The 23360-nt window shown below is 58.7% G+C and carries 24 protein-coding genes; 10 read left to right on the top strand and 14 right to left on the bottom strand.

Annotated elements, in window-relative coordinates:
- Window positions 1-77 precede the first annotated feature (77 nt).
- Window positions 78-791 (top strand): sulfate transporter family protein, encoded by a 714-nt coding sequence (locus EV281_RS25950; RefSeq protein WP_132657140.1) that lies wholly within the window; start codon window positions 78-80, stop codon window positions 789-791.
- A 24-nt stretch (window positions 792-815) separates the two neighbouring features.
- On the opposite strand, the gene nth is transcribed toward EV281_RS25950, so the two are convergent.
- Window positions 816-1622 carry an endonuclease III gene (gene nth / locus EV281_RS25945; RefSeq protein ID WP_184328074.1) on the bottom strand — a complete coding sequence of 269 codons (807 nt, stop codon included), beginning with the start codon at window positions 1620-1622 and terminating at the stop codon, window positions 816-818.
- On the opposite strand from nth, the gene EV281_RS25940 reads away from it, so the two are divergent.
- On the top strand, window positions 1621-2118 hold the full coding sequence (locus EV281_RS25940; RefSeq protein ID WP_132657249.1) for a DUF2244 domain-containing protein: 498 nt from the start codon (window positions 1621-1623) through the stop codon (window positions 2116-2118). The two genes, nth and EV281_RS25940, sit on opposite strands and share 2 nt — an antisense overlap.
- Window positions 2119-2187: 69 nt before the next feature.
- Window positions 2188-3060, top strand: a complete 873-nt coding sequence (locus EV281_RS25935; RefSeq protein ID WP_132657138.1) for a bifunctional helix-turn-helix domain-containing protein/methylated-DNA--[protein]-cysteine S-methyltransferase — start codon at window positions 2188-2190, stop codon at window positions 3058-3060.
- A 22-nt stretch (window positions 3061-3082) separates the two neighbouring features.
- Here EV281_RS25935 and EV281_RS25930 read toward each other — a convergent pair whose 3' ends face one another.
- Window positions 3083-4066, bottom strand: coding sequence for a sugar-binding transcriptional regulator (locus EV281_RS25930; RefSeq protein WP_132657137.1), 984 nt, complete (start codon window positions 4064-4066; stop codon window positions 3083-3085).
- Between the two features lie 446 nt (window positions 4067-4512).
- Between EV281_RS25930 and tal the strand changes: the two genes are divergently transcribed.
- Both tal and EV281_RS25920 read left to right on the top strand, forming a co-directional pair.
- Window positions 4513-5478: a transaldolase gene (gene tal / locus EV281_RS25925; protein WP_132657136.1), complete on the top strand. Its 966-nt coding sequence runs from the start codon at window positions 4513-4515 to the stop codon at window positions 5476-5478.
- A gap of 97 nt (window positions 5479-5575) precedes the next feature.
- Window positions 5576-6244, top strand: a complete 669-nt coding sequence (locus EV281_RS25920; RefSeq protein WP_132657135.1) for a DUF1345 domain-containing protein — start codon at window positions 5576-5578, stop codon at window positions 6242-6244.
- Here EV281_RS25920 and EV281_RS25915 read toward each other — a convergent pair.
- Together EV281_RS25915 and EV281_RS25910 are read right to left on the bottom strand one after the other, a co-directional pair.
- Window positions 6241-7041 carry an anti-sigma factor gene (locus EV281_RS25915; RefSeq protein ID WP_132657134.1) on the bottom strand — a complete coding sequence of 267 codons (801 nt, stop codon included), beginning with the start codon at window positions 7039-7041 and terminating at the stop codon, window positions 6241-6243. The genes EV281_RS25920 and EV281_RS25915 overlap by 4 nt on opposite strands.
- On the bottom strand, window positions 7041-7793 hold the full coding sequence (locus EV281_RS25910) for a sigma-70 family RNA polymerase sigma factor (protein WP_132657133.1): 753 nt from the start codon (window positions 7791-7793) through the stop codon (window positions 7041-7043). Before EV281_RS25910 ends, EV281_RS25915 begins: the two co-directional genes overlap by 1 nt.
- Before the next feature lie 294 nt (window positions 7794-8087).
- Between EV281_RS25910 and EV281_RS25905 the strand changes: the two genes are divergently transcribed.
- Genes EV281_RS25905 through EV281_RS25895 form a run of 3 tightly spaced genes read left to right on the top strand, consistent with a single transcriptional unit; the run spans window position 8088 to window position 10062 of the window.
- Window positions 8088-9062: an MBL fold metallo-hydrolase gene (locus tag EV281_RS25905; RefSeq protein WP_132657132.1), complete on the top strand. Its 975-nt coding sequence runs from the start codon at window positions 8088-8090 to the stop codon at window positions 9060-9062.
- A gap of 28 nt (window positions 9063-9090) precedes the next feature.
- Window positions 9091-9555, top strand: coding sequence for a tetratricopeptide repeat protein (locus EV281_RS25900; protein WP_184328115.1), 465 nt, complete (start codon window positions 9091-9093; stop codon window positions 9553-9555).
- Between the two features lie 60 nt (window positions 9556-9615).
- Window positions 9616-10062: a DoxX family protein gene (locus EV281_RS25895; protein ID WP_132657130.1), complete on the top strand. Its 447-nt coding sequence runs from the start codon at window positions 9616-9618 to the stop codon at window positions 10060-10062.
- 57 nt (window positions 10063-10119) lie between these two features.
- Here EV281_RS25895 and EV281_RS25890 read toward each other — a convergent pair whose 3' ends face one another.
- A complete protein-coding gene (locus EV281_RS25890; RefSeq protein WP_007817547.1) occupies window positions 10120-10293 on the bottom strand; it encodes a DUF1328 domain-containing protein in 174 nt (57 codons plus the stop codon).
- 184 nt (window positions 10294-10477) lie between these two features.
- On the opposite strand from EV281_RS25890, the gene EV281_RS25885 reads away from it, so the two are divergent.
- On the top strand, window positions 10478-11098 hold the full coding sequence (locus tag EV281_RS25885) for a YjbE family putative metal transport protein (RefSeq protein WP_132657129.1): 621 nt from the start codon (window positions 10478-10480) through the stop codon (window positions 11096-11098).
- On the opposite strand, the gene EV281_RS25880 is transcribed toward EV281_RS25885, so the two are convergent.
- From EV281_RS25880 to EV281_RS25850, 7 genes are all read right to left on the bottom strand, one after another.
- Window positions 11095-12201 (bottom strand): LuxR C-terminal-related transcriptional regulator, encoded by a 1107-nt coding sequence (locus EV281_RS25880; protein ID WP_132657128.1) that lies wholly within the window; start codon window positions 12199-12201, stop codon window positions 11095-11097. The genes EV281_RS25885 and EV281_RS25880 overlap by 4 nt on opposite strands.
- A 186-nt stretch (window positions 12202-12387) precedes the next feature.
- A complete protein-coding gene (locus EV281_RS25875) occupies window positions 12388-13815 on the bottom strand; it encodes a gamma-aminobutyraldehyde dehydrogenase (RefSeq protein ID WP_132657127.1) in 1428 nt (475 codons plus the stop codon).
- A gap of 75 nt (window positions 13816-13890) precedes the next feature.
- Window positions 13891-14706 carry an ABC transporter permease gene (locus EV281_RS25870; protein WP_132657126.1) on the bottom strand — a complete coding sequence of 272 codons (816 nt, stop codon included), beginning with the start codon at window positions 14704-14706 and terminating at the stop codon, window positions 13891-13893.
- Window positions 14696-15658: an ABC transporter permease gene (locus tag EV281_RS25865; RefSeq protein WP_132657125.1), complete on the bottom strand. Its 963-nt coding sequence runs from the start codon at window positions 15656-15658 to the stop codon at window positions 14696-14698. The genes EV281_RS25870 and EV281_RS25865 overlap by 11 nt, the downstream gene beginning before the upstream one ends.
- Entirely contained in the window at window positions 15655-16641 is a 987-nt protein-coding gene (locus tag EV281_RS25860) for an ABC transporter ATP-binding protein (RefSeq protein ID WP_132657124.1), read from the bottom strand. The genes EV281_RS25865 and EV281_RS25860 overlap by 4 nt, the downstream gene beginning before the upstream one ends.
- A 198-nt stretch (window positions 16642-16839) precedes the next feature.
- Complete coding sequence (locus tag EV281_RS25855; protein WP_132657123.1) at window positions 16840-18000, bottom strand: ABC transporter substrate-binding protein; 1161 nt, start codon at window positions 17998-18000, stop codon at window positions 16840-16842.
- 120 nt (window positions 18001-18120) lie between these two features.
- Complete coding sequence (locus tag EV281_RS25850; RefSeq protein WP_132657122.1) at window positions 18121-19029, bottom strand: LysR family transcriptional regulator; 909 nt, start codon at window positions 19027-19029, stop codon at window positions 18121-18123.
- Window positions 19030-19208: 179 nt separating this feature from the next.
- On the opposite strand from EV281_RS25850, the gene EV281_RS25845 reads away from it, so the two are divergent.
- Window positions 19209-19931 (top strand): hypothetical protein, encoded by a 723-nt coding sequence (locus tag EV281_RS25845; RefSeq protein WP_132657121.1) that lies wholly within the window; start codon window positions 19209-19211, stop codon window positions 19929-19931.
- Between the two features lie 108 nt (window positions 19932-20039).
- On the opposite strand, the gene lysS is transcribed toward EV281_RS25845, so the two are convergent.
- Both lysS and gltX read right to left on the bottom strand, forming a co-directional pair.
- Window positions 20040-21536 carry a lysine--tRNA ligase gene (gene lysS, locus EV281_RS25840; protein ID WP_132657120.1) on the bottom strand — a complete coding sequence of 499 codons (1497 nt, stop codon included), beginning with the start codon at window positions 21534-21536 and terminating at the stop codon, window positions 20040-20042.
- Window positions 21537-21558: 22 nt separating this feature from the next.
- Complete coding sequence (gene gltX, locus EV281_RS25835; RefSeq protein ID WP_132657119.1) at window positions 21559-23013, bottom strand: glutamate--tRNA ligase; 1455 nt, start codon at window positions 23011-23013, stop codon at window positions 21559-21561.
- Between the last annotated feature and the right edge of the window lie 347 nt (window positions 23014-23360).

Genomic DNA, 23360 nt, shown 5'->3' with positions numbered 1-23360 from the left:
AAACATGTAATTTTCAACTGACTTGCCGACAGGACGCAGGTTTCCTACATGGTGGTGCGTAACGGAGACGCCAGAGAATGATCCTTGACGCCGCTCGCCTTTCACTCATCAACCTGTTTGCGCCGGAGACGCGGTCGGTTTTCTGGAAAGTTCTGGGACTGACGGTGCTGGTGCTGATTGGCTTGTGGTTTGCGCTGCGCAGCATTTTCATCGCCTTCATCTTTCCTTTTGTGGCCGGGTTCTTTCCAGAAATGCCTGATTGGGCCGGGTGGCTGAGCTTCGCTTTTCTGATTGCCGCCGGTATCGGTCTTGGGCTTGGGCTGGCGCTCCTGCTTTCGCCGGTCACGGCTGTAATTGCCGGCCTTTTCCTCGACGACGTCGCCGAGGTAATCGAGAAGCGGGACTATCCGCAGGATGATCCGGGCAAGGCCATGCCGCTTGGTCCGGCAATGGCAAGCTCGCTCAAATTCCTCGGCGTGGTCATTGTCGGCAATATCATCGCGCTCCTGCTGCTGTTCATTCCCGGCGTCAATCTCGTGGCCTTCTTCCTGGTGAACGGCTACCTGCTCGGGCGGGAATTCTTCGAGTTCGCAGCCATGCGCTTCCGCTCGCCGCCGGAGGCGCGGCTGTTTCGCGTCAAGCATAGTCCAACCGTCTTTCTCGGCGGTCTGGTGATCGCACTTTTCCTGGCAATCCCGATTGTCAACCTGCTTACGCCGCTCTTTGCTGCCGGCATGATGGTGCATCTACACAAGCTGATTTCGGCGCGCGATCCCGGTTTTCGCGCCTGAGATTGAACAGAGAGGACTGTGTTTCTACTCGACGGCCTCGCCGATCACTTGTGGCGGTAGTTCGACCAGCGGTGCCGGGATATCGCAGCTCTTCTCCGGCGATTTGCAGATATCTGCGATCACGCATCGTTCGCATTCCGGGCGGCGGGCCTTGCAGGTATAGCGACCGTGCAGGATCAGCCAATGATGGGCGTGATAAAGGTAGTGTTTCGGCACGACCTTCATCAGCCGCTCTTCCACCTCGTCAGGCGTCTTGCCCGGGGCGAGCTTAATGCGGTTGGCGACGCGGAAGATGTGCGTGTCCACAGCCATGGTGGCCTGGCCGAAAGCCATCGACAGCACCACGTTGGCGGTCTTGCGGCCGACGCCCGGCAGGCGTACCAGTTCCTCACGTGTCTCAGGCACCCTGCCGCCGAATTCATCGACGAGCATCTGCGAGAGCGCAATGACGTTCTTCGCCTTGTTGCGGTAAAGGCCGATCGTCTTGATATAATCGCGCAATTTCTCCTCGCCGAGATCGAGCATCTTCTGCGGCGTATCGGCGACCTTGAAGAGCGCTCGCGTCGCTTTGTTGACGCCGGCGTCCGTAGCCTGGGCGGAGAGCGCCACCGCCACGACGAGGGTGAAAGGATTGGTGTGCTCCAGCTCGCCTCGCGGCTCGGGCCGCTGGATCGAAAAGCGGCGAAAGATCTCCTCGCGTTCGGCGAGGGAATAGGCGGTCTTCACCGCCGTCGCTGGCTTGCGGCGGACGATCACATTCGAGTTCTGCGATGGTTTGCTAACGGATTTGAGTTTCGGATTGGCCATGAAAAATCTATACTCAACGGTCATGATAGAAAGCAACGCCGACAGCCGCAACGAGCCGCCTGTTTTCGCAGCTGAGCTCTTTCCCTACCGCTCCCTTGGGCGGAAGGGCTTCAAGGTGCTGCTTGGTATTTCTGGCGCCATCTGCTTCATGTACGGCATGTTCTTTATCGTCACCGGCGCCTGGCCGATCGGCTTCTTCTTCGGGCTCGACTTTTTGCTGCTCTATGGCGCCTTCTGGCTGAATTACCGGTCTGGTAAGGTGCGGGAAGAAGTGACGGTTTCGCGCACGGATGTATCGGTACGCAAGTTCTCTCCGTCCGGCCGAATGACCGAGCATCATTTCAACCCGTTCTGGACACGCTTTCTCGTGCGCCGGCATCAGGAAATCGGCATTCTCTCCATGCATATTTTCGGGGAAGGCAAGCGCACGGATGTCGGCTCCTTCCTCAATCCTGATGATCGCGAGAGCTTCGCCAAGGCTTTCAAGGGCGCATTGGCGACGGTCAAACGGCGTATCTGAGAAATCACGCAAGAAACGGGTGGTTTGGCTGCCCGCCGTTGATTATCTCCTTTGTAAAGGAGAAAGACGATGAACATGATCGCGAAGCTCGAAACAGATATCACTCCTGATGGTCCGGATTACGACATCGTCCGTCAGGTCATCGAACTCATCAGCGAAGAATATCGCGACCAGCCGTCATTGGAAGCGATTGCTGCGCGGATGCATCAGTCGCCGACGCAACTCCAGAAGACCTTTACCCGTTGGGCTGGCCTGTCACCCAAAGCGTTCCTGCAGGCCGTGACGCTCGACCACGCCAAGCGGCTTTTGCGCAAGGAAGAGATGCCGCTGCTCGAAACCTCCATCGAGGTCGGCCTGTCGGGGCCGAGCCGTCTGCATGACCTGTTCGTCACGCATGAGGCGATGTCGCCGGGCGAATGGAAGGCGAAGGGCGGCGGTCTGACGATCCGCTACGGATTTCACATCTGTCCTTTCGGGACGGCACTCGTCATGGTCACGGAACGCGGTCTTGCAGGTCTTGCCTTCAGCGATACCGGCGATGAAAAGGCTTGCTTTGAAGACATGACCTGCCGCTGGCCGAATGCGGATTATATCGAGGACGCCCAAGCGACGGCGCCTTATGCGGAACGTATCTTCCAACCTGGCCGGTGGACGTCGGATCAGCCGCTACGCGTCGTGCTGATCGGTACGGATTTCCAGGTCAGTGTCTGGCAGAGCCTGTTGAAAATCCCGTTCGGCAAGGCTGTGACCTATAGCGATATCGCCAAGGATATCGGCCGGCCGACTGCGATGCGCGCGGTCGGTGCGGCTGTCGGTGCCAACCCGATTTCCTTCGTCGTGCCTTGCCACCGTGCGCTCGGCAAAAACGGAGCGCTGACCGGGTACCACTGGGGCCTGACCCGCAAACGGGCGATGCTCGGCTGGGAAGCGGCGCACGCCTGACCGATGTGACAGACGAAGCCGTTCAGGCGGCTTCGGCGAGTTCCAGCAGTGCTTTTGCCGCGCTCTCGTCGGTGATCAGCGTGTTGCAGCCGACACGCTTGATCGTTGCCCGGATCGCGACAGCGCGATGTGCGCCGCCCGAGGAGAGCACGATGTGTTTTGCCTTCTTCAGCGTATCGAGGTCCACCGACATCACCCGCTGATTGATCGAGTGGTCGACTGAGTTACCGTCCCTGTCCAGGAAGTTGAACATGGTGTCGCAGACGCAGCCGGCGTCGATCAACTGCTGCAACTCCGCCTTCGAAATCCAGCCTTCGGACAGTGAGGTCGAATGGGGGCCTATATCGCCGCAGCTGACGATTGCAAGATCAAGATTTTCGGCTAGCCTGTAGATCGTGTCCAGCCCGCATTTTTCGATAAGATTGCGTTTGGTCTCAGTCGAATCGACGAGCAGCGGCGCGAGAAACATGTAGCATTCGGCGCCCAGCTGGTTTGCCAGCCGCCAGGTGTAGTCGATCGGGTTCGTCTGGTGGACGGCGACGACGCCGCCGAGCAGGGAGACGACCTTGCAATTATCGCGGCGCGGTGGGCGGAAGCTTGCCAGCGAAGCCGTCATGGTGCGGCCCCAGCCGACACCGATCGTGTAATCGTCCGGTATTGCCTCCGACAGGAACTGACCAAGCGCCAGACCGACATTCTTTGCCAGCGAGTTCGCATCGCAATTGGCGGGCTCCGGAACGACGATCGCTTCGTCGAGACCGTAAGCTCTTTCGAGCTTGACCGATAATTCGACACAATCGCCGATCGAATCGTTGATCCAGATCTGCACTTCGCTGCGTTTCATCGCCTCGTCGAGCAGCCGGATAACGGTGGTGCGGCTGATGCCGAGTTGCTCGGCGACATCTTTCTGGGTCAGGCCTTCGTTATAGTAGAGCCATGCAGCCTTGAGCCTGAGCGACGAGGCTTCGGAATAGGCAGTGTGCGTGCCGCGTTTCAGCTTGACCACATCTCCTCCCGCGCCGATTCCGCCCTAGATCTTTGTCGTTGATAGCATAAGGTTGCGCTATCGGCATTGTTCCCGCGATAATGCCGGGTGTGACACTTATGTCAATTGAAATACACAAATGTCCTTGACTTTTCGTTGCGACAGCGGCGATAGTCATAACCGACAACGTCGTTCTTGTCCGTCCGAGGAGGACAATGTGCGGGCATGCGGAAAGTCACGACCGGCCCTTCAGCCGCAGGCGGTATCGCCTGCGATGCACCTGTTGTTTTCCAGAGCCTGGGACGAAGCCCTTGGGAACACCGCCAATGCCTCTCACGTTTATGACTCATCCGTGACGGGCAAGCGTCTTTTCGCCTGCAGCATGCAAACCAGCTGTCCTTAGATCACATCTTCGCCGGGCGGAACTCGCGCCGGTCCGCAGCCCAAGTTCACAAAGGATTTTGACCATGACATCCAAGCTTGACCAACTCCGCGAGATTACAACCGTGGTCGCCGACACTGGCGATATTCAGGCTGTCGCTCGCCTGAAGCCGGTCGATTGCACGACCAATCCCTCCATCGTTCTCAAGGCGCTTGGCACCGAGATGTTCGCGGACGATATGAAGGAAGCGATCGCTTGGGGCAAGAAGCTCGGCGGTGATGCCGATGCTGCGGCTGCAGCCGTTGCCGATCGCCTTGCGATCTCCGTTGGCGCGGCACTCGTAAAGCTCGTTCCCGGCCGCGTTTCGACGGAAGTCGACGCCGATCTTTCCTTCGACATGGAAGCTTCGCTCAACAAGGCACGCAGCATCATCGCCGCCTATAAGGAGCGTGGCATCGAGAGGGATCGCATCCTCATTAAGCTCGCTTCCACGTGGGAAGGCATTCGCGCCGCCGAAATCCTGCAGAAGGAAGGCATCGACTGCAATCTGACATTGCTTTTCTCCAAGGCCCAGGCAGTTGCCTGTGCTGACGCCGGCGTGTTCCTGATCTCGCCTTTCGTCGGCCGTATCCTCGATTGGTACAAGAAGTCGACCGGCAAGGACTTCACCGCCGAGGAAGATCCGGGCGTTCTGTCGGTTCGCGACATCTACAATTACTACAAGGCCAACGACATCAAGACCGTCGTCATGGGCGCCTCCTTCCGCAATACCGGCGAAATCGAAGCGCTGGCCGGTTGCGATCGCCTGACCATTGCTCCGAACCTGCTCGACGAGTTGTCGAACGACCGAGGCAAGCTGGAGCGCAAACTTTCGCCGGAAACCGTCAAGCCGGCTCCGAAGATCGCGGTCGACGAAAAGACCTTCCGCTGGATGATGAACGAGGATGCGATGGCTACCGAAAAGCTCGCTGAAGGCATCCGCGCATTCGCGAAGGATCTCGGCACGCTGCGCAGCCAGGTCCGCAAGGAACTGCAGCTCGCTGCCGCCTAGGAGTCGGGCCAGCCGCTATTTTATGAAAGGCGCGGTGCCGCTGGCATCCGCGCCTTTTTCGTGTTGATATCAAAGGCATAGAAATGGAGGGAAAACGGTGGCTGACGAGGATGACGGAAATTCTCTCGTCTCGCTTGCCCATAAGCATGCGAGTTTCATCATAGCGGCCGCAGGCGGTTTCATCCTCTTTCTGCTCCTGACCTCGCGGGACGCCAGCGCCAGCAATATCCTGTTCGGCTGGAATGCGGCGGCGCTCATTTTCATTGCGCTCAGCTTGCGCAAGATGCTGCGGGCGACCGTTGAGAGCATCAAGAAGCGATCCGAAGATCTCGATTTTTCCGATAATTTCCTGCTCTTCCTGTCGATTGCTGCGGCCCTCGCAAGCATTGCCGGCATCGGCATCGAGCTTCATTCGATCAAGGATGCACCCGCCAATATCGCGCTCTGGCGGGCGGCTGCGGCGATCCTGACCATCTTAATCTCCTGGATTTTTCTGCACACGCTTTTCACGATCCACTATGCCCATTATTTCTACGGCGGCCCGGATAAGTACGAAGGGCTCAAATTCCCTGATGGTATCGAAGAGCCCGCTTATTGGGACTTCCTCTACTTCTCATTCACGATCGGTGTCGCGGCTCAGACCGCCGATGTCGCGGTGACCTCCACGACGATGCGCAAGTTTACCTTGCTGCACGCGCTGCTGTCGTTCCTGTTCAACACCACTATACTGGCACTGGCCATCAATGTCGGGGCAAGCCTGCTTTAGAGCCTTACCGTAGACCGGAAGACGCTCTCGAATTGGGCGAGATCGCCCGAGGCGACATCCGAAATCGCCCAGAACATCAGTCCCCCATCCGACCATTGCACCATGTTGTAACCGTCGTGTTCGGTTGTCGTCTGGGCGCTGGATGCGGCGGGCCAGATGAACAGGTTGATGATGTGGCCGTGGCGTCGGTAGACAAGGGCGGCAACGGCGCGGCCGCCGATATAATCGACGCGGCCACCGACCAGCGGGAAGCCATCCTTGGTGAGATCGCCGACGGGCGGCGAAAAATCGATCTTGCCGTTGAACCAGGGCTTTACGGTATGCTGATCTGAGGTCAGCACGTCGGTCAGGTGATCTGCCATCATGGAGCGGACATGGCTTGCCATGATTTCATTCTGCAGAATCAGGGTCTGCGACGGAGCATTGACGAACAGGAAGCCGCTCGCCGCCAGCACCGCCAGGGACGGTACGAAGCTCCACTGCCGGACGAAGTCGAAAGCACGGCGCCAGAAAGGCGGCTGATGTTGCGGTGGCCGGCCGGCGATGGTTGCCGTTTGTTCGAAAGACAGCAGGGAGAGAACCTGTGACCGCAGCGCCTCCGGCGGTCTCCAGCGAACGCCATCCTGATCGATGATCTTCCTCACTGCGCCAACCCTTTCCAACTCCGCCCGGCAATTTTCGCAGGTCGCGAGATGATTCTCGAACTGCGATGCGTGGACGGAATCAAGTTCACCGTCGATAAAACCGTGCAGCATGATGCGCCATTCAGGACAGGCTTTCTGATGGGCTTCACTCATCACGCTGTCTCGCTCCTGTTGCCTGCTTCCCAGGCTTCGCCAAATTCACGCCGGGCCCTCGCAAGACGCGACATGACAGTGCCGATCGGCGCGTCGATGATTTCGGCGATCTGTCGATAAGAGAGATCTTCGAGTTCCCGCAGGACGAGGATCTCCCGCATCGTTTCCGGAAGCCTGCTGATCGTGGCACGCACACGCTGCTGCTCGCTCAGCCGGATCAGCGCGGTCTCCGGAGAATCCTCCTCCGAGGCGATCTGAAAGCCTTCATCCTCATCGGGATCGGAGCTGCCGCTATCGTCCAGATGCCGCTCGAAATGTGCCTTGCGACGATCCTGCTGGCGCCAGACGTGGCAGCAGTTCCTGACGATGGCAAAGAGCCAGGCACGCGGATCGCCGCCACGATAGGCTTCAAAATTGCGATAGGCACGCAGGAATGCCTCCTGGACGATATCCTGAGCGGCGTCGCTATCGCGACTGAGGAAACGGGCGAAATTAAAGGCTGCGTCCAGATGCGGAACAATCACGTGCTGAAAGCGCAGCATGAACTCATGCTGTGCCGACGCATCTGCCGTCGAAGCGACCTGCTCGCTAACGGATTTCTCTGAGACCGAAAGGTGAAGCAGTCGCAGGGCGCCGGCGAAAAACGTCGCCAGCGCTGATGTTCGAATGCGGGTCTTCGACATTTGCCGGGTGAGCAGCAGCATGCAGCCGCTGGACCCGACGGGATAGGCGATCTGAGCGTTTGTCATCATCCTCCCTGCCTCAACAGCAGCCGATTTGGACGTGAGACCCGCGGTCATCTGCGGTCCCTGCAGTCTAGACCGATTGGCGTGTGATTTTATTCCAAATCGCGCCGATTTATTTGCGTTCAGCAGAGCGAAAGCCGCGTCGAGCGGAAATACGAACGTGTTTCCAATGATTTGTCAAAAATTTTGTTCGAGCCGGGAATAACAGCGCGCTGCCGTCGATCTAGTTCGTCAGCGAGGGCAGCCGAATGGTGGCGGTCTTCGCCGATCGAAATGCCATCAACAAGAGGAGGCATATTCATGTTTACCATGTCACGCCGCGCGGTCCTTGGATCGGCTGCCGCAGCGGCCGCGTTCGGCCTGTCGTCGAAACTTGAATTCGTCATGCCGGCACTTGCGGCCACACCCCTGGAGCCGACGGTCGGTTTCTACAAATACAAGGTCGGCGATATCGAGGTGACGGCAATCTATGACGGCATCTGGAAGAAGCCGCATGATCCGACCTTCATCAAGAACGCCTCGATCGAAGACACCAAGGAGGCGCTTTCCAAGGCCGGGTTGACGACCGAATTCATGCCGATCCCGCTGACGGTGGTCGTCCTGAAGATCGGCAGTCACATGATCATGATGGATGCCGGTTCCGGCGTCGGTCAGTGGCAGGAAAATGCCACCCATCTGCCGGCGAATATGGCGGCGGCCGGTATCGACTATAGGAAGATCGATACGATCATGATCTCACATTTCCATCCGGACCATGTCTGGGGCCTGATGGAAAAGGGAACGAACAATCCCGTCTTCCCGAACGCCGAGCTCATCGTCAACGCCGTTGAATATAACTGGTGGACGGAGCCCGGCCGCGTCGAAAAGCTTGCCGAAGGCCGCAAGCCCGCTGGCAAGCGTATCGCCGACGTCTTCCCGAAATGGAAGAATTGGAAACTGGTGAATGACGAGGCAGAGGTTGCGCCGGGCATGACGCTTCTTTCAGCGCCTGGCCATACACCCGGCCATTCGACCTACCTCGTCAGCTCCGGCAACAAGCAGCTGCTCGTTTCCGCCGACATCATGTACGTGCCGGCGCTGCTCGCCCCGCATCCCGACTGGCAGGGCAGCTACGACCAGGACGGACCAATGGCCATCGACACGCGCCGCCGTCTCATCGATCGCGTCATTGCCGACAATATCGCGATCTGCGGCTCGCATTTTCCGTTCCCCGGCTCAGGCACCTTCGTCAAGGACGGAAATGCCTATGCCTTCACCCCGACAATCCAGGCCTGACGGGCCGAAAGGAGATATCATGGTAAAGATCAGGAAATATGTCGTTCTGACTTTCATCGGCCTTTGCGCAGCGTCCGCCGGCTTTACAGCGATCAGTGCTCTGCCGGCTTTTGCCGTCGACAACATGGAATCGACTGACGCCCCCGATCTCACTTCGGTGCGCGCCAAGATCGACGCTAAGGACTATGCCGGCGCGCTCGCCGAACTTCGCGATATTGCCGAAGATAATCAGCAGGCGGACGTCTATAATCTGATGGGATTTACGCTGCGCAAGACAGGCGATTACCGGACGTCGCTGACATATTATACCAAGGCGCTGGAGCTTCAGCCCGATCACAAGGCGGCACATGAATATCTGGGTGAACTCTACGTCGAGACCGGCGACATGGCGAAGGCCGAGGAGCAGGTATCCATGCTGAAGCAGCTTTGCCCCGTCGGCTGCGAGGAACTTGACGACCTTGAGAAGGTTATTGCCGCAAAGGGCGGCAATTGACCTGCACATCAACGACGGAAGCAGGCGGTTTCGCCGCCTGCTTCCGGAATAGTGGAGGTTATGATGGAAAATGCTGCAAGCAGGCCTTCTCTGGCCGACCTCATTCTTCTTCTGGGCAGGATTCTCCTGTCCTTGATCTTCCTGCATGAGGGGTTTTCGCTCATCGCGACTATCACCGTGACGCTTGATACGTTCGAAAAGCTTGGTCTGCCGGCACTGGTGGCATTTGGCGTCATTGCCCTGCAGATCGGCGCCGGCCTTTCCATTGCCGCCGGTTTTCTCAGCCGGTTCGGTGCGGTGGCCCTGGGGCTATTCTGCCTCGCGACCGCCTTACTGTTTCACACCAATTTCGCGAGCCAGAACGAGTTGCTGCACTTCGAGAAGGACTTCGCAATCGCCGGTGGCATGTTCGTACTGGCGGTTTCGGGTGCAGGATCGATATCGATCGACTATCTCGTGAAAAGCCAGCTGAAGGGAATGCACCCCTGGCTGACGGCAGTGCTCTAGCACTTTCATCATCGAGCCATGACCGCCGTCGTCCCGTCGCCCCTGGCCGGCCCCTGGCTAGAAGATCGCCTGTCCGGCCATCAGCGCCAGGATGAGGAAGATCAGGAAGACGACGAGGAATATGCCGAAGAGAACGCGGGCGATCGTCGCGGTCGCCGCGGAGATGCCGGAGAAGCCGAAAAAGCCGGCGACGATTGAAATTACCAGGAATATCAAAGCCCATTTTAGCATGGATATCTTCCTTCCGTGATTGTTGGAAGAAGACGCTTCAAAGCCGATTTTGTTCCAAATCGTTTAAAATGGAACAGCGTTCCTTAAAAGCCTATTTCTCTGGCCTGCAAGGGCTTTTCAAAGATGCAACGATCTGTTTCAAGGGAAGCGTCATCGATTTGCCCCATCGACGAAAGCCATTTCCATGCACGTATTTCTGGACCCTCAGGTCATTTCCGCCTACCTCGAAGTCATCATGATCAACATTATCCTCTCGGGGGATAATGTGATCGTCATCGGCATGGCAGCTGCCGGCCTTTCCACCGAACTGCGCGGGAAGGCAATCGTCACCGGCATTGCCGCAGCAGCCGTCATTCGTATCGTTTTCGCCGTCATTGCCGCACAGTTGCTCGTCATCAAGGGCATTAATCTCATCGGAGGCCTTCTGCTTCTATGGATCTGCTGGACGATGTTGAAGGAATTGCGTGAAGCGGAGGAAGAGGAGGCCGAGCAGGAGGCCGGCCACCATGCTCACAAGCCGAAACTTTTCCGGCAAGCGATCGGCCAAATCATCTTTGCAGATCTTTCCATGTCGCTCGACAACGTGCTGGCCGTTGCAGGCGCTGCGAAGTCGAACATGAACGCCTTAATCTTCGGACTGATCCTTTCCGTCATTCTTATGGGCGTCGCATCCAATTTCGTGGCAAAGCTGCTCAACCGCTTTCGCTGGATTGGCTGGATCGGCCTCGCTATCATCATCTATGTGGCGCTCGACATGATATGGGAAGGCGGCTGGGAACTGTTCGCGCTTTATAATCAGGCCTAGATTTTCAGGCTTGAAAGCAGTGAAATGAGCTGTGACTGACGCTGCGTCCCAGTCTTGGCAAGGACCCGTTTCACGTAGCCCCGGGTCGTTTCATAGGACAGTCCGGATATTTCGGCGATCTGCCGTGGCGACGAACCTTCCATGAGCAGGCGCGCGACAGTTGTTTCTTGTGGGGTAAGCGCGAAAAGCCGGCGCAGAAGGTCACGGCTCGGGGTCGCGCGTTCGGAAAGATCAGTGATGATGGCGACTGCAGCAGAATGCGAGAAGAGATCGGCCGTCACGCCATTCAGCCGTTGAGCGCGGACCACCAGCGGTGCCTTGCCCGGACGGGAAAGCAGGACGGGTGTGGAAACGAGGGGATTGGCGAAAGGCTCTTTTGAAAGGATCGCCTGCAGGTGGCGCCGCAGCGCCCCGGTCTCTTCCTGACTGATGCCGACGAGTTCCCGATCCAGGATACGGATATTTCCGTCGAGCAGTTTCTCCGCCCGCTGGTTCAGCCGAGTGATACGCCCGGCACGATCGAAGAAGATGACGGCGGTACCGGCGAGCTCGAAGGCCTCGCTCATGCTATCGATCTTGGCGACATGCAGTGCGCGGATGATTTCGGCCGCGGCGGTCAACCTAGACTGCATTTTCACGAGCAGCCGCTCGTCGTCGTGATCGAACGGCTGATCTTTGATCCGGCGCTGCAGATTGAGGCTTAACATCGTATCGCCTGCAGTGAAGCCGACCATGGCGGAATAGCGGAGGCCGAAGCGGGCCAGAAACTCCGTGTAGAAGCTGTGGTGGTCGAATTCCTCCTCGCCGGCGATGTCGTGTTCGATGATGACGCCCTTGGTCATCGCAACCGCCAAGCCACGTTCGCGAAAGTCGCGCTTGTACCACTCTTCGGCAAAATAGACCTGGAAGGCTTCCAGCAGGTTCGGCGTGCTCAGAAAACCAGATGGGAATTTCCCGCGGACCGGCATGATATGCGTCCCTACGGAACTGGTGGCTTGGCTGATCTGCTCCAGCGTGCGCTCCCAGCTCCCCGGCACCAGTGCGGATTCCAGCAATCCCTCCAGGGCCGTTTCGAGCTCGGATATATCGATGCGTGTCGCCATGGGTAAGTAATGCCTGACCGATTTCCGTGATCCATTGAAGAATCACACTTATCGCGAAGCGCCACGTATTTACGAAATGGCAATTCCACGTTTAGAAATATTATCTGCAGTTGTATTATGACAAAGTGACAAAAGTCACTGATGGCGACAGCGACTTTTGACGCTGATCAAGAAACTTTTATTCAACTATCCGTGATTGATCATCACATGGCGGACAGCCGTATAGTCTTCCAGGGCATAGGCAGATAAGTCCTTGCCATAGCCTGATTGCTTCAAGCCGCCATGCGGCATCTCATTGACCAGCATGAAATGCGTATTGATCCAGGTGCAGCCGTATTGGAGCTGGGCCGCAGTCTTCATGCCGCGGCCGATATCCTTGGTCCAGACGGAAGAAGCGAGGCCGTAATCGCTGTCGTTTGCCCAGGTTACTGCATCCTCTACATCGTTGAAGCGGGTGACCGAAACAACGGGGCCGAAAACTTCGCGGCGAACGATCTCGTCTTCTTGCGTGGCGCCTGCAACAACAGTCGGAGTGAAGAAGAAGCCCTTGTCGCCAGAGACCTTGCCACCGGTGGTGATCTCCATGTGCTTGTGTTCGGAAGCGCGCGTGACGAAGCTTTCGACCCGGTCACGCTGACGCTTGGAAATCAGCGGGCCGATTTCGTTCTGCGTATCGTCGGCCTGGTTGAAGCGGATGCTGGAGACAGCCGAGGTCAGGTCGGCGACGAAATTGTCGTAGACCCTGGCGTCGGCATAGATCCGGCAGGCGGCTGTGCAGTCCTGGCCGGCATTGTAGTAGCCGAAGGTGCGGATACCGGCGACAACGGCCTCGAGATCGGCATCGTCGAAGACAATGACCGGCGCCTTGCCGCCAAGTTCCAGATGGGTGCGCTTGACCGTTTTGGCGGCGGCCTGCAGCACCTTCTTACCGGTTGCAACATCGCCTGTTATCGACACCATATTGATTTTTGGGTGGTTGATCAGTGCGTTGCCGACGCTCTCGCCGCGGCCGAGGATGACATTGACCACGCCTTCGGGAAGGATATCAGAGAGGAGCTTCGCCATCTTCAGGGCCGTCAAGGGCGTCTGTTCGGAAGGTTTGAAGACGACTGTATTGCCGCCGGCAATCGCCGGCGCCAGTTTCCAGGCCATCATCATCAATGGATAGTTCCACGGCGCGATCGAGCCGACGATGCCGATCGGATCGCGACGGATCATCGAGGTGTGGCCGGGAAGATATTCGCCGGCGACGGGTCCATGCAGGTTGCGCACCGCACCGGCAAAGAAGCGGTAGCAATCGACGATGGCGGGGATTTCGTCATTCAGAACGGCGTTGATCGGCTTGCCGCAGTTGAGCGCCTCCAGGGTGGCGAAGCTCTCGGCATCCCGTTCAATGACATCGGCGATCTTTAGGAGATAGGCGGAGCGTTCTGACGGCGTGGTGCGAGCCCAGCCGACAAAAGCCTTCTCGGCGGCATCGACGGCGGCATCGATCTGACCCAGCGAGGCTTCGGGAAGGTTCAAAACCGTCTCGCCCGTCTTCGGGTTCAGGATGTGCTCTTCCGTTTCCGTGCCGGTCTCAAAGCGGGAACCGATCAGCATTTGCGTGTCCATGGGCGTTCTCCCTGTCGTTGGTGGAGTGAGGTGGGACAGGAAAGCGTTTGACACTTTCCGTATTCCCGCTCCGGGTTATTTGCCGGCGCCGGCGATCTGATCGCCGTCACGTGTGAGGTAATAGGCTGCCAGGATCGGCAGGAAGGTGACGAGCACGACGACCACAGCGACCACATTGGTGACTGGGCGCTGGCGCGGGCGGATCAGTTCTTCGAGCATCCAGATCGGCAGGGTGGATTGCTGGCCGCCGGTGAAGGTGGTGACGATGACTTCATCGAAGGACAGAGCAAAGGCAAGCATTCCGCCGGCAAGAAGCGCAGTACCGATATTCGGCAGGATGACATGGCGGAAGGTCTGGAAGCCGTCGGCGCCAAGATCCATCGAAGCTTCGATCAGCGAACTGGACGTGCGGCGGAAACGGGCGACGGCATTATTGTAGACGACAACGACGCAGAAGGTGGCGTGGCCGAGCACGATCGTCCAGACGGAGAAGGGGATGTCGAACAGGCTGAAGGCGGAGCGCAGTGCGATGCCGGTGATGATGCCAGGAAGCGCGATCGGCAGGATTACGAGCAGCGATATCGCTTCGCGACCGAAAAATTTCGTCTGGCTGACGGCTGCTGCGCCCAGGGTGCCGAGGATCAGCGCAATCGCCGTCGCGATGCAGGCAACCTGCAAGGAGAGGCCGAGTGCCGACCAGACATCCGGGCGGTTCCAGGCAATGCCGAACCATTGCAGAGTCAAGCCCGGGGGCGGCCATTGATAGCTCTTCTCTTCCGTCGTGAAGGCGTAAACGAAGATCAGCAGAATCGGCAGATGCAGGAAGAGCAGGCCGCCGGCAGCCGCGAGTTTGAGAATGAGGGGGGATTTCTGTCCACGGTCAGAGCGCATCGAAGGCTCCCATGCGTTTGGCAAGCCATAGATAGATCGCCATGATGACGATCGGCACGACGGAGAAGGCGGCAGCGAGCGGCACGTTGCCGGCCGTTCCCTGCTGCGTATAGACTGCCTGGCCGATGAAGAGGCGGGACGAGCCGATGATCTGCGGGATGATGTAATCGCCCAAGGTCAGCGAGAAGGTGAAGATCGAGCCGGCGACGATGCCGGGCAGGGCCAGCGGGAAAAGCACGGTTCGGAAGGTCTGGTGCGGCGTGGCGCCGAGATCCGCAGAGGCCTCGATCAGGTTGCCGGGCACGCGCTCGAGCGCGGCCTGTGTGGGCAGGATCATGTAAGGCAGCCAGATATAGACGAAGACGATGAAGGTTCCGAGGTAGCTGACGGAGAGGGAGTTGCCGCCAACGATAGGCAAGGCAAGGACGCCGTCGAGAAGCCAGGATAGATGGAGCTTCTCGAAAAGCCAGGTGAGGATGCCTTCCTTCGCAAGGATCAGCTTCCAGGCATAGATCTTCACGAGATAGCTCGACCAGAGCGGCAGCATGATGCCCAGATAGAAGAGGGCCTTCCATTTTCCCTGCGCGTAGCGTGCTGCATAATAGGCGATCGGGAAGGCGACGAGGGCAGAGGTGACCGTTACCAGCGCGGCCATCAGGATTGTTCTGACGATGATGTCGAAATTGCCGGGATTTAGGAGCTGCGCATAGGTATCGAGGGTGAACTCGTAATTCACCATCCCCGAGAAATCATCGATCGAGAAGAAGCTCTGCAGCAGCAGCGCGATCAGCGAGCCGATGTAAATGATGCCAAGCCAGAGCAATGGCGGCGTCAGCATCAGGAACAGAAGCAGTTTCGGATGGCGCCAGAAACTGTCCGACAGCCGGCCGAAGAAGCCGCCGCGCCGTGGCAGGATCGAGGTTTCCGGCTTGGTGATCGCCAAGGCCGTCATGCCGCATCATCCATGTAGTGGACGTCGCCCTGCTGCCAGACGAGGCGAATGGCGGTGCCGATATCTGGGATTTCGCTGCCGGCCGGCAGCATGACATGAAGGCGCAATCCCTTGATATCGACGGTCAGGCGAGTCGCGGCACCCAGGAAGCTCGCATTTTCGACCCTGGCTTCGATGCCGTCAGCGGCAAGGCGGATTGCTTCCGGCCTCAAGCTCGCCCAGCGCTTCTCGCCGCCGAGGGCCCTCATGATATCGGGAGAAATGACATTAGATGAGCCGACGAAATCGGCGACGAAGCGTGTCTTCGGGCGACGGTAGATATCCTGCGGCGTGCCCTGCTGGACAATGCCGCCATTGTTGAAGACCGCGACACGGTCAGCCATCGAAAGTGCCTCGCCCTGATCGTGGGTGACGAAGATGAAGGTAATGCCGAGCGCCCGCTGGAGGCTTTTCAGCTCTTCCTGCATCTGTTCGCGCAGCTTCAGATCCAGAGCACCGAGCGGCTCGTCGAGCAGTAGCACTCGTGGCTTGTTGACGAGCGCGCGGGCGAGCGCCACGCGCTGTCGCTGGCCGCCGGACAGCTGACCGGGGCGGCGGCTGCCATAGCCCGGCAATTTCACAAGTTCCAGCGTCTTTTCGGCCTCTCTGATCCGCTCCGCCTTGCCGACGCCTTTCACCATCAGTCCGTAGGCGACGTTGTCGAGGATATCGAGATGCGGGAAGAGCGCGTAATCCTGAAAGACGGTGTTGACGTTGCGGCGATAGGGCGGAACATGCTCGGCGGTTTCGCCGAAGATTTCGATATGTCCCGATGTCGGCTGCTCGAAGCCTGCAATCAGCCGCAGGCAGGTGGTTTTGCCGGAGCCGGACGGGCCGAGCATGGCGAAGAACTCGCCGGGCGCGATCTCAAGATCGACGCCGTCGACGGCGCGAACGGCGCCGAAATGGCGAGAAACCTTCTCGAAACGGACGGCAGACGTCATGGGGGCTCCGAATTTATATCATTGAAAGCGGAGGCTTGATTTGCCTCCAAACCCCTCCCCGCGCGGGGGAGGGGCTTAGTCTGCCGCGCCCACGCTCAAACCCTGCGGCGTTTCGGCAGGAATGCGGCGATGCCTCTCAAACGTCCCACTTGTGCGGAGTGTTGAAAGGAGGTTTTGGCCAGATCTGCCGGCTCGGCGTTATCGCCCGCCGATCACGCCGATATAATCCGATACCCAGCGATGATAGGGCACGCATTCGCTCTCGCTCGCGCATTTGGCGACGGGCGTCTTCCAGAACTTGATCTTGTCGAAGTGATCATAGCCATTCGTGTCGCAGCCAGCGTCGGTCAAAAGTTCGTTGCCCTTGCAGGCTGCCGGAACCGAGGGGACGGCGCCAAACCAGGCGGCGGCATCACCCTGGACCTTGGGCTTCAGGGAATGCTCCATCCACATATAGGCGCAGTTCGGGTGTTCGCTGTCGGCGTGCAACATGGTCGTGTCAGCCCAGCCGGTCACGCCTTCCTCAGGGAAGGTGGAGGCGATCTTCTGCTTGTCGGCCTGCAGCAGGTTGACCTGGAAGGGCCAGGAGCCGGAGGCCACGACACCTTCGTTCTTGAAGTCGTCGACCTGGATCATCGCATCGTGCCAGTAGCGCGAGACGATCTTGCGCTGACCACGCAACAGGTCGAGCGCAGCCTTGTACTGGTCTTCGTTGAGTTCGTAGGGATCCTTGATGCCGAGGTCGGGCTTGTGGGCCATCAGATACATGGCCGCATCGGCGATATAGATCGGGCCATCATAGGCCTGGACGCGGCCCTTGTTGGACTTACCATCAGGCAGGTTCTGTTCCTCGAAGACGATGTTCCAGCTTGTCGGCGCCTTATCCTTGAAGGTGTCGGTATTGTACATCAGCACATTCGGCCCCCAGAGATAGGGCACCCCGTAGTGGACGCCGTTCACCGTATTCCAGGGCGCATTTTGCAGGCGTTCGTCGACAGTCTTGAAGCTCGGGATGAGGTCGATGTTGATCGGCTGGACACGCTTACCGGCGACGAGACGGAGCGATGCGTCGCCCGAGGCCGTGACGAGATCGAAGCCGCCTTCATTCATCAGCGCCACCATTTCATCCGAGGTGGCGGCAGTCTTGACGGAAACCTTGCAGCCGGTTTCCTTTTCGAAGTCGGTGACCCAGTCGTAGTTCTTGTCAGTCTCGCCGCGCTCGATATAGCCGGCCCAGGCGACGATGCTGACGGCGCCTTCCCCCTTGCCCAATTTCTTGAGCGGTTCGGCAGCGACAACTTGCGTCACGAAGCTCAGGCTCGCGAGCGCAACAGTGCACGATTTCAGAAGATGTTTCATCGTCCGTCTCCCGGTTCGGTGCCGCTTTTGCGGCGCTTTGTTCCCGAAAGAAAAGGTGACGCGGAAACCCCGGTTTCGCAAATTCATTTATCAGAAAGCCGATATCGGAAATTCCGATATCTAGCGGGACCGCCCTGATCGCATATTCTCGGCGATGGCGACGAAATCGCGCGCCGCCTGCGGCAGACTGGATCCCTTTCGCCAGACGATGCCGACCTGCACGACGGGCAGGGAGCCGGAAACGTCGCGGCTTTCGATACGGTCGCCTTCCAGCGACCATGGGCGATAGACGAGGTCCGGCAGCAACGCCACACCGGCGCCGGTGGCGACCAGGCTGCGTACCGCTTCCACCGAGCGGGTACGGAAGGCGACGTGCGGGCGGGCGCCAAGTGCACTCAGGAGCTTGCCAGTATTCTCCTCGATTTCATCCACCGTCAGCATGATCAGCGGTTCGCGGGCGATATCGGCAACTGAAATGATATCGGCAGAAACGAGCGGGTGACCCATTGGCAGCCAGAGGCGATAGGGCGAGGTTTCCAGGATTTCGGCCTGCAGCGCCATGCGATCACGCAGATTTGAAATCACCATGACTGCGACGTCCAGTTCGCCGCCGACGAGCAGATGTTCGAGATAACCGCCATTGTCCTCGATGGCGCTGACCTCGACACCAGGGCAGGCGCGGCGGTAGCGAGCCAGCAAATCGGACAGGACGTAACCGGCGACGAGTGAGGTGACGCCGATATTCAGCGTGCCGCCCGGAGCATCCTGCTGACCTGAAAAACTGGTGCGCGCGTCGGAGACAGTCGCCAGGATTTTCGTGGCGTGACGCAGGAATTGGTGGCCATTATGGGTAATTGAGAGCCCTCGCGGGTGGCGTTCGAAGAGCGCAACGCCGAGGTCGTTTTCGAGTTCCTTCAGCGCCTCGGTGATCGAGGATTGCGAGATCGACAGGTTCTGCGCGGCGCGCGTGACCGAGCCCTGTTCGGCAACTGCGACAAAATATTGGATCTGGCGAAGCGTGAATGCCATGGCGTTTTAGAGCACGCGTTTCAGCGATCTGGCAAGCGCACCGGCGGCTGGACCTTTTTTGGTATTTTGCTAGTTCGGACAAAGTCGGACGGGCCACTTAAAGATTCCGAAACGTCATTTCCCTTAGTTTCACAGTCACTTGTATTGCGTTGGAGTTTTTAGATGGCGGAGCAGTTGGCGTGAAGGCCTTACTGCGCATGTTCCGGCCTTCCCGGAAATTGGCTTTAATCATCGGTGGCAGCGCCCTGTTGGCGGGCGTTTCCGGCGGCGCGGCGGTTTATGTCGGTAAAGACAGGCTGCTGGGCGACGGGGAATCTGCCGATGGCGTTGCCTGCACCGACGTCAATCTCGTGACGATCAAGAAGCAGGACCACGTCTGGGTCCGCAAATACATCAAGACCGAACCCGTCGACGGCATGACACGCGTCAAGACGGCGCTGCGTGTCGCACAGGCGGTATATTCCGCTCAGAAGCCCGACCTTGTACAGGTCGTGGTGCTCGATGAAAACGGTCCTTCCCTGCGTTCGGATATTCGCGGTCGGGCGATCGGCGCCGACGTGGTCTATATCGCCCATCCAGACAAAATGGTCGAAGGGCTGAACGACAAGCCCTATACGGCCCGTTATTACGACGGCAAGGCCAGCGAGCGAGGGCTGTTCTATGGCGAGCGCATCGACCTGCCGGACGATCAGATTGCCGCGCTGAACGCCGCTCTCAAGGATCCTGCCGATTGCATCGATCCTGTTGCCGTCGCCTCCACCAAGGGAGAAGGCAAGGCAGCAGGCGGAGCGCCGGCCAAAGAACCCGAGGAGCCGTCCGCTAAAGAACAGGCGGCTAAGGATGCAGCCACTCCAGCGGAAGCTGCTCCCGCAGAGGAACCGCTGGCGAAGAGCGGACACTAGACTCGAAACAATTAAGGTCGCCGGCGGCTATATGATCTGAGGGAAGACCTCAAAAGAAAACGGAGCGTCCATCCGGCCGCTCCGTTTTTCATTCAAACAATCCGTTTCTCAGTCGGCCTTGCTGCGGCGGGACGGGAAGAGGATGACATCGCGGATCGACGGTGCGTTGGTGAGCAGCATGATCAGGCGGTCGACGCCGATACCGAGACCACCTGCGGGCGGCATGCCCTGGTCGATCGCATCGAGAAACTCTTCGTCGAGCTGCTTTTCCTTCTCGCCTCGGGCGTGAGCCTGTTCGAGCTGCTCGACCATGCGGCGGCGCTGTTCTTCCGGATCGTTAAGTTCGGAGAAGGCGTTGCCGAGTTCCCAAGCGTTGCAATAGGTTTCGAAACGTTCCACAAGGCGCGGCTCGCCAGGCACTTCCTTGGCGAAGGGAGATATGTCCTTCGGGAAATGCGTAACGTGTGAGGGCTGGATCAGCGTCTGCTCGACCTTTTCTTCGAAGATGAAGGCCAGGCATTCGCCCCAGGTCCAGTCCTTCTCGACTTCGAAGCCGGCAGCCTTGGCGGCGGCGCGGGCTTCCTCGTCCGTCTTCATCGCCAGGAAATCGATGCCAGTGACTTCCTTGACGGCGTCAGGCATCGGAACGCGCTTGAACGGACCCTTGAACGACATGGTCTTGTCGCCGAAGGGGAATTCCGTCGTGCCGTGGATGGAGAGCGCCAGGGTCTCGAACAGCCGCTCGACGAGGTCCATGATGTCCTCGTAATCGGCATAGGCCCAGTAGCACTCCATCATCGTGAATTCCGGATTGTGCCGGGTGGAGACGCCTTCATTGCGGAAGTTGCGGTTGATCTCGAAGACTTTGTCGGTCAGGCCCGAAACCAAGGTACGCTTCAGGAACAGTTCCGGCGCGATGCGCAGGTACATGTCGAGCTTCAGCGTGTTGTGATGCGTCTTGAAGGGCTCGGCGGTGGCGCCGCCGTAGACCGAATGCAGCATCGGCGTTTCGACTTCCATGAAGCCGTCATTTTCCATGAAGCGACGGATGCCGGATAGGATCTTCGAGCGCTGCTGGAAGCGCCGCTTCGATTCCTCATTGGTCATGATGTCGAGATGGCGCTTGCGATAGCGCAGCTCGATGTCGGAGAGGCCATGCCACTTTTCGGGCATCGGCAGCAGCGACTTGGTCAACATCTCGATCTTCTGCGCGTTGATCGTCAGTTCGCCGCGCTTGGTGCGTCGCACGATGCCGGTCACACCGATGATATCGCCAATATCGATCATCGGCAGCAAGGCGCGGGCTTCCTCGCCTGTAACGTCCTTGTGGGAGAAGATCTGGATCTTGCCCGAGGCGTCATGGATATCCATGAACATGCCGGAATTGCGCGAAGAGTAGACGCGGCCGGCGACGGTCACGACATCCTGCGTTTCGACGTCCGGCTCCAGGCCTTCGTATTTCGCGGCAAGTTCAGCATTGCTCATCGTCCGGTGGAAATGCGCCGGATAGACTTCGCCAATCTGCTCGCGCAGCAGCTTCAGCTTCTGCGCGCGTACTTCCGTTGCGTCGGAAGAGAGGGTGTTTTCGGTCTTGTTGTCAGCCATTGTCGAAATCCTCTGACTGTTCTTACTTCGAGCCGACGAGCGCGGCGACTGCCTGCGAGGCGAGTTTCAAGCGCTGGCGTACGACCGAGCGGCCCAGGATCGCCATGGAATCGAAGAGCGGCAGCGAGCGCGACGAACCGGAGACGGCGACGAAGAGCGGTGCGACGACGACCTTCAGCTTCTTGCCCATGCGGTCGGCGACGGCGCGCAATTCCGCCTCGATCGTCTCGACGTTCCACTCCAGGATCTTTTCGAGATCCGGCTGGACGGTATTAAGGATCTCGAGGATCTCTTCCGGAGGCGATTTGATCTTGGCGAAGTCGGACGGCTGCAGGCTGAGATCGGACTTCAGCAGGAAGCCGGCGAGATCGGGCAGTTCACCGAGCTTGGAAATCCGCGTCTGCGACAGGCGCAGGCCTGCCTGCAGGCGGTCATTCTCCATTGCCCAGGATATCACGCGGGCGCGGAATTCCTCTTCCGACAGCTTTTCGCGGATCCAGCGACCATTCAGCCAGTCGAGCTTTTGGATGTCGAAGATCGCACCGGCCTTGGAGAGATTTTCCGGATCGAATTTTTTGGAGAGCTCGTCCATGGTCAGCAGCTCTTCGCCTTCGGCGATCTGGATGAAGAACAGGCCGAGGAAGTTCATCAGCGCTTCCGGTATATAGCCGAGCGCGGAATAATAGGAGATCGAGGTCGGGTTCTTGCGCTTCGACAGCTTGGACTTGTCGGCGTTGCGCATCAGCGACAGATGCATGAACACCGGCTGGTCCCAGCCGAAATACCGATAAAGCAGGATATGCTTCGGCACGGAGGCCAGCCACTCCTCGCCGCGGGCGACATGGGTGATCTTCATCAGATGGTCGTCGATGACGTTTGCCATGTGATAGGTCGGCATGCCGTCGCCCTTGATGAGCACCTGCATATCGACGGAATCCCACGGGATTGACACGTCACCATAGACGCCATCGGTGAAATCGCAGGAGCCCTCGGTCGGGATCTTCATGCGGATGACGGAGCTTTCGCCTGATGACATCTTGGCCGTGACTTCTTCAGCCGTGAGGCTCAGGCAGAGACCGTCATATTTCGGCTGCTTGCCGGCAGCGCGCTGGGTTTCGCGCATCTGCTCGAGGCGTTCAGGCGTGCAGAAACAGCGGAAGGCATGGCCCTTGTCCAGCAGTTCCTGGGCGTAAGGCTGATACATGTCCTTTCGGTCAGACTGGCGATAGGGGCCATAGGGGCCGCCAATATCGGGACCTTCCTTCCATTCCAGCCCGCACCATTTCAGCGCATCCAGCACCTTCGTCTCGAATTCAGGGGTCGAACGCGTCGCATCGGTATCCTCGATGCGCAGAATGAACTCGCCGCCGTGCTTCTTAGCAAAGAGGTAGTTGAAGAGAGCGATGTAAGCAGTGCCGACATGCGGCTCGCCGGTCGGCGAGGGAGCGATGCGGACGCGGACGCCGGAAGCTGTCATTTTATGTGCCCGTCAATGAATGCCGAGCGGCTTTTCAATGAAAGCGACGTTCGGCCTGGAGAATGCAGATATCTTTTCGGAAACCAGCTGGAGGAAGGCTTCTGCCCGCAAAATCCGCCGATTATCCTGATGGCTGCGCTTAGGCCATATTCAAAAGGGCGCGTCAAGAAAAACCGCTTCTGATAGGGGCTTCCTGCCTCTCCGGGCGGCCGCTTCGGATGATCTGTTCGTCGAGGTGAAGCATCGCGACCACATGAAGCAGGCGATGTTTGGTTTTTCAGGAAGGTCGCCATTCGCGGAACAATCTCCGCCTTACCGAGTAAGGCGGAGGAACAATTGTTCTCAGG

The sequence above is a fragment of the Rhizobium sp. BK418 genome (assembly GCF_004341105.1).
Classification (GTDB): Bacteria; Pseudomonadota; Alphaproteobacteria; order Rhizobiales; family Rhizobiaceae; genus Rhizobium.
This window is presented reverse-complemented; position numbering and strand designations above follow the sequence as displayed.

Bases quoted from the DNA above. Each gene is read 5' to 3' on its own strand.
- EV281_RS25885 (WP_132657129.1), top strand. From the start codon at position 10,478: ATGCACGTATTTCTGGACCCTCAGGTCATTTCCGCCTACCTCGAAGTC.
- EV281_RS25870 (WP_132657126.1), bottom strand. From the start codon at position 14,706: ATGCGCTCTGACCGTGGACAGAAATCCCCCCTCATTCTCAAACTCGCG.
- gltX (WP_132657119.1), bottom strand. From the start codon at position 23,013: ATGACAGCTTCCGGCGTCCGCGTCCGCATCGCTCCCTCGCCGACCGGC.
- EV281_RS25895 (WP_132657130.1), top strand. From the start codon at position 9,616: ATGATGGAAAATGCTGCAAGCAGGCCTTCTCTGGCCGACCTCATTCTT.
- nth (WP_184328074.1), bottom strand. From the start codon at position 1,622: ATGACCGTTGAGTATAGATTTTTCATGGCCAATCCGAAACTCAAATCC.
- EV281_RS25880 (WP_132657128.1), bottom strand. From the start codon at position 12,201: ATGGCGACACGCATCGATATATCCGAGCTCGAAACGGCCCTGGAGGGA.
- EV281_RS25935 (WP_132657138.1), top strand. From the start codon at position 2,188: ATGAACATGATCGCGAAGCTCGAAACAGATATCACTCCTGATGGTCCG.
- tal (WP_132657136.1), top strand. From the start codon at position 4,513: ATGACATCCAAGCTTGACCAACTCCGCGAGATTACAACCGTGGTCGCC.
- EV281_RS25890 (WP_007817547.1), bottom strand. From the start codon at position 10,293: ATGCTAAAATGGGCTTTGATATTCCTGGTAATTTCAATCGTCGCCGGC.
- EV281_RS25850 (WP_132657122.1), bottom strand. From the start codon at position 19,029: ATGGCATTCACGCTTCGCCAGATCCAATATTTTGTCGCAGTTGCCGAA.
- EV281_RS25855 (WP_132657123.1), bottom strand. From the start codon at position 18,000: ATGAAACATCTTCTGAAATCGTGCACTGTTGCGCTCGCGAGCCTGAGC.
- EV281_RS25915 (WP_132657134.1), bottom strand. From the start codon at position 7,041: ATGAGTGAAGCCCATCAGAAAGCCTGTCCTGAATGGCGCATCATGCTG.
- EV281_RS25905 (WP_132657132.1), top strand. From the start codon at position 8,088: ATGTTTACCATGTCACGCCGCGCGGTCCTTGGATCGGCTGCCGCAGCG.
- EV281_RS25865 (WP_132657125.1), bottom strand. From the start codon at position 15,658: ATGACGGCCTTGGCGATCACCAAGCCGGAAACCTCGATCCTGCCACGG.
- EV281_RS25910 (WP_132657133.1), bottom strand. From the start codon at position 7,793: ATGATGACAAACGCTCAGATCGCCTATCCCGTCGGGTCCAGCGGCTGC.
- EV281_RS25875 (WP_132657127.1), bottom strand. From the start codon at position 13,815: ATGGACACGCAAATGCTGATCGGTTCCCGCTTTGAGACCGGCACGGAA.
- EV281_RS25940 (WP_132657249.1), top strand. From the start codon at position 1,621: ATGATAGAAAGCAACGCCGACAGCCGCAACGAGCCGCCTGTTTTCGCA.
- EV281_RS25950 (WP_132657140.1), top strand. From the start codon at position 78: ATGATCCTTGACGCCGCTCGCCTTTCACTCATCAACCTGTTTGCGCCG.
- EV281_RS25860 (WP_132657124.1), bottom strand. From the start codon at position 16,641: ATGACGTCTGCCGTCCGTTTCGAGAAGGTTTCTCGCCATTTCGGCGCC.
- lysS (WP_132657120.1), bottom strand. From the start codon at position 21,536: ATGGCTGACAACAAGACCGAAAACACCCTCTCTTCCGACGCAACGGAA.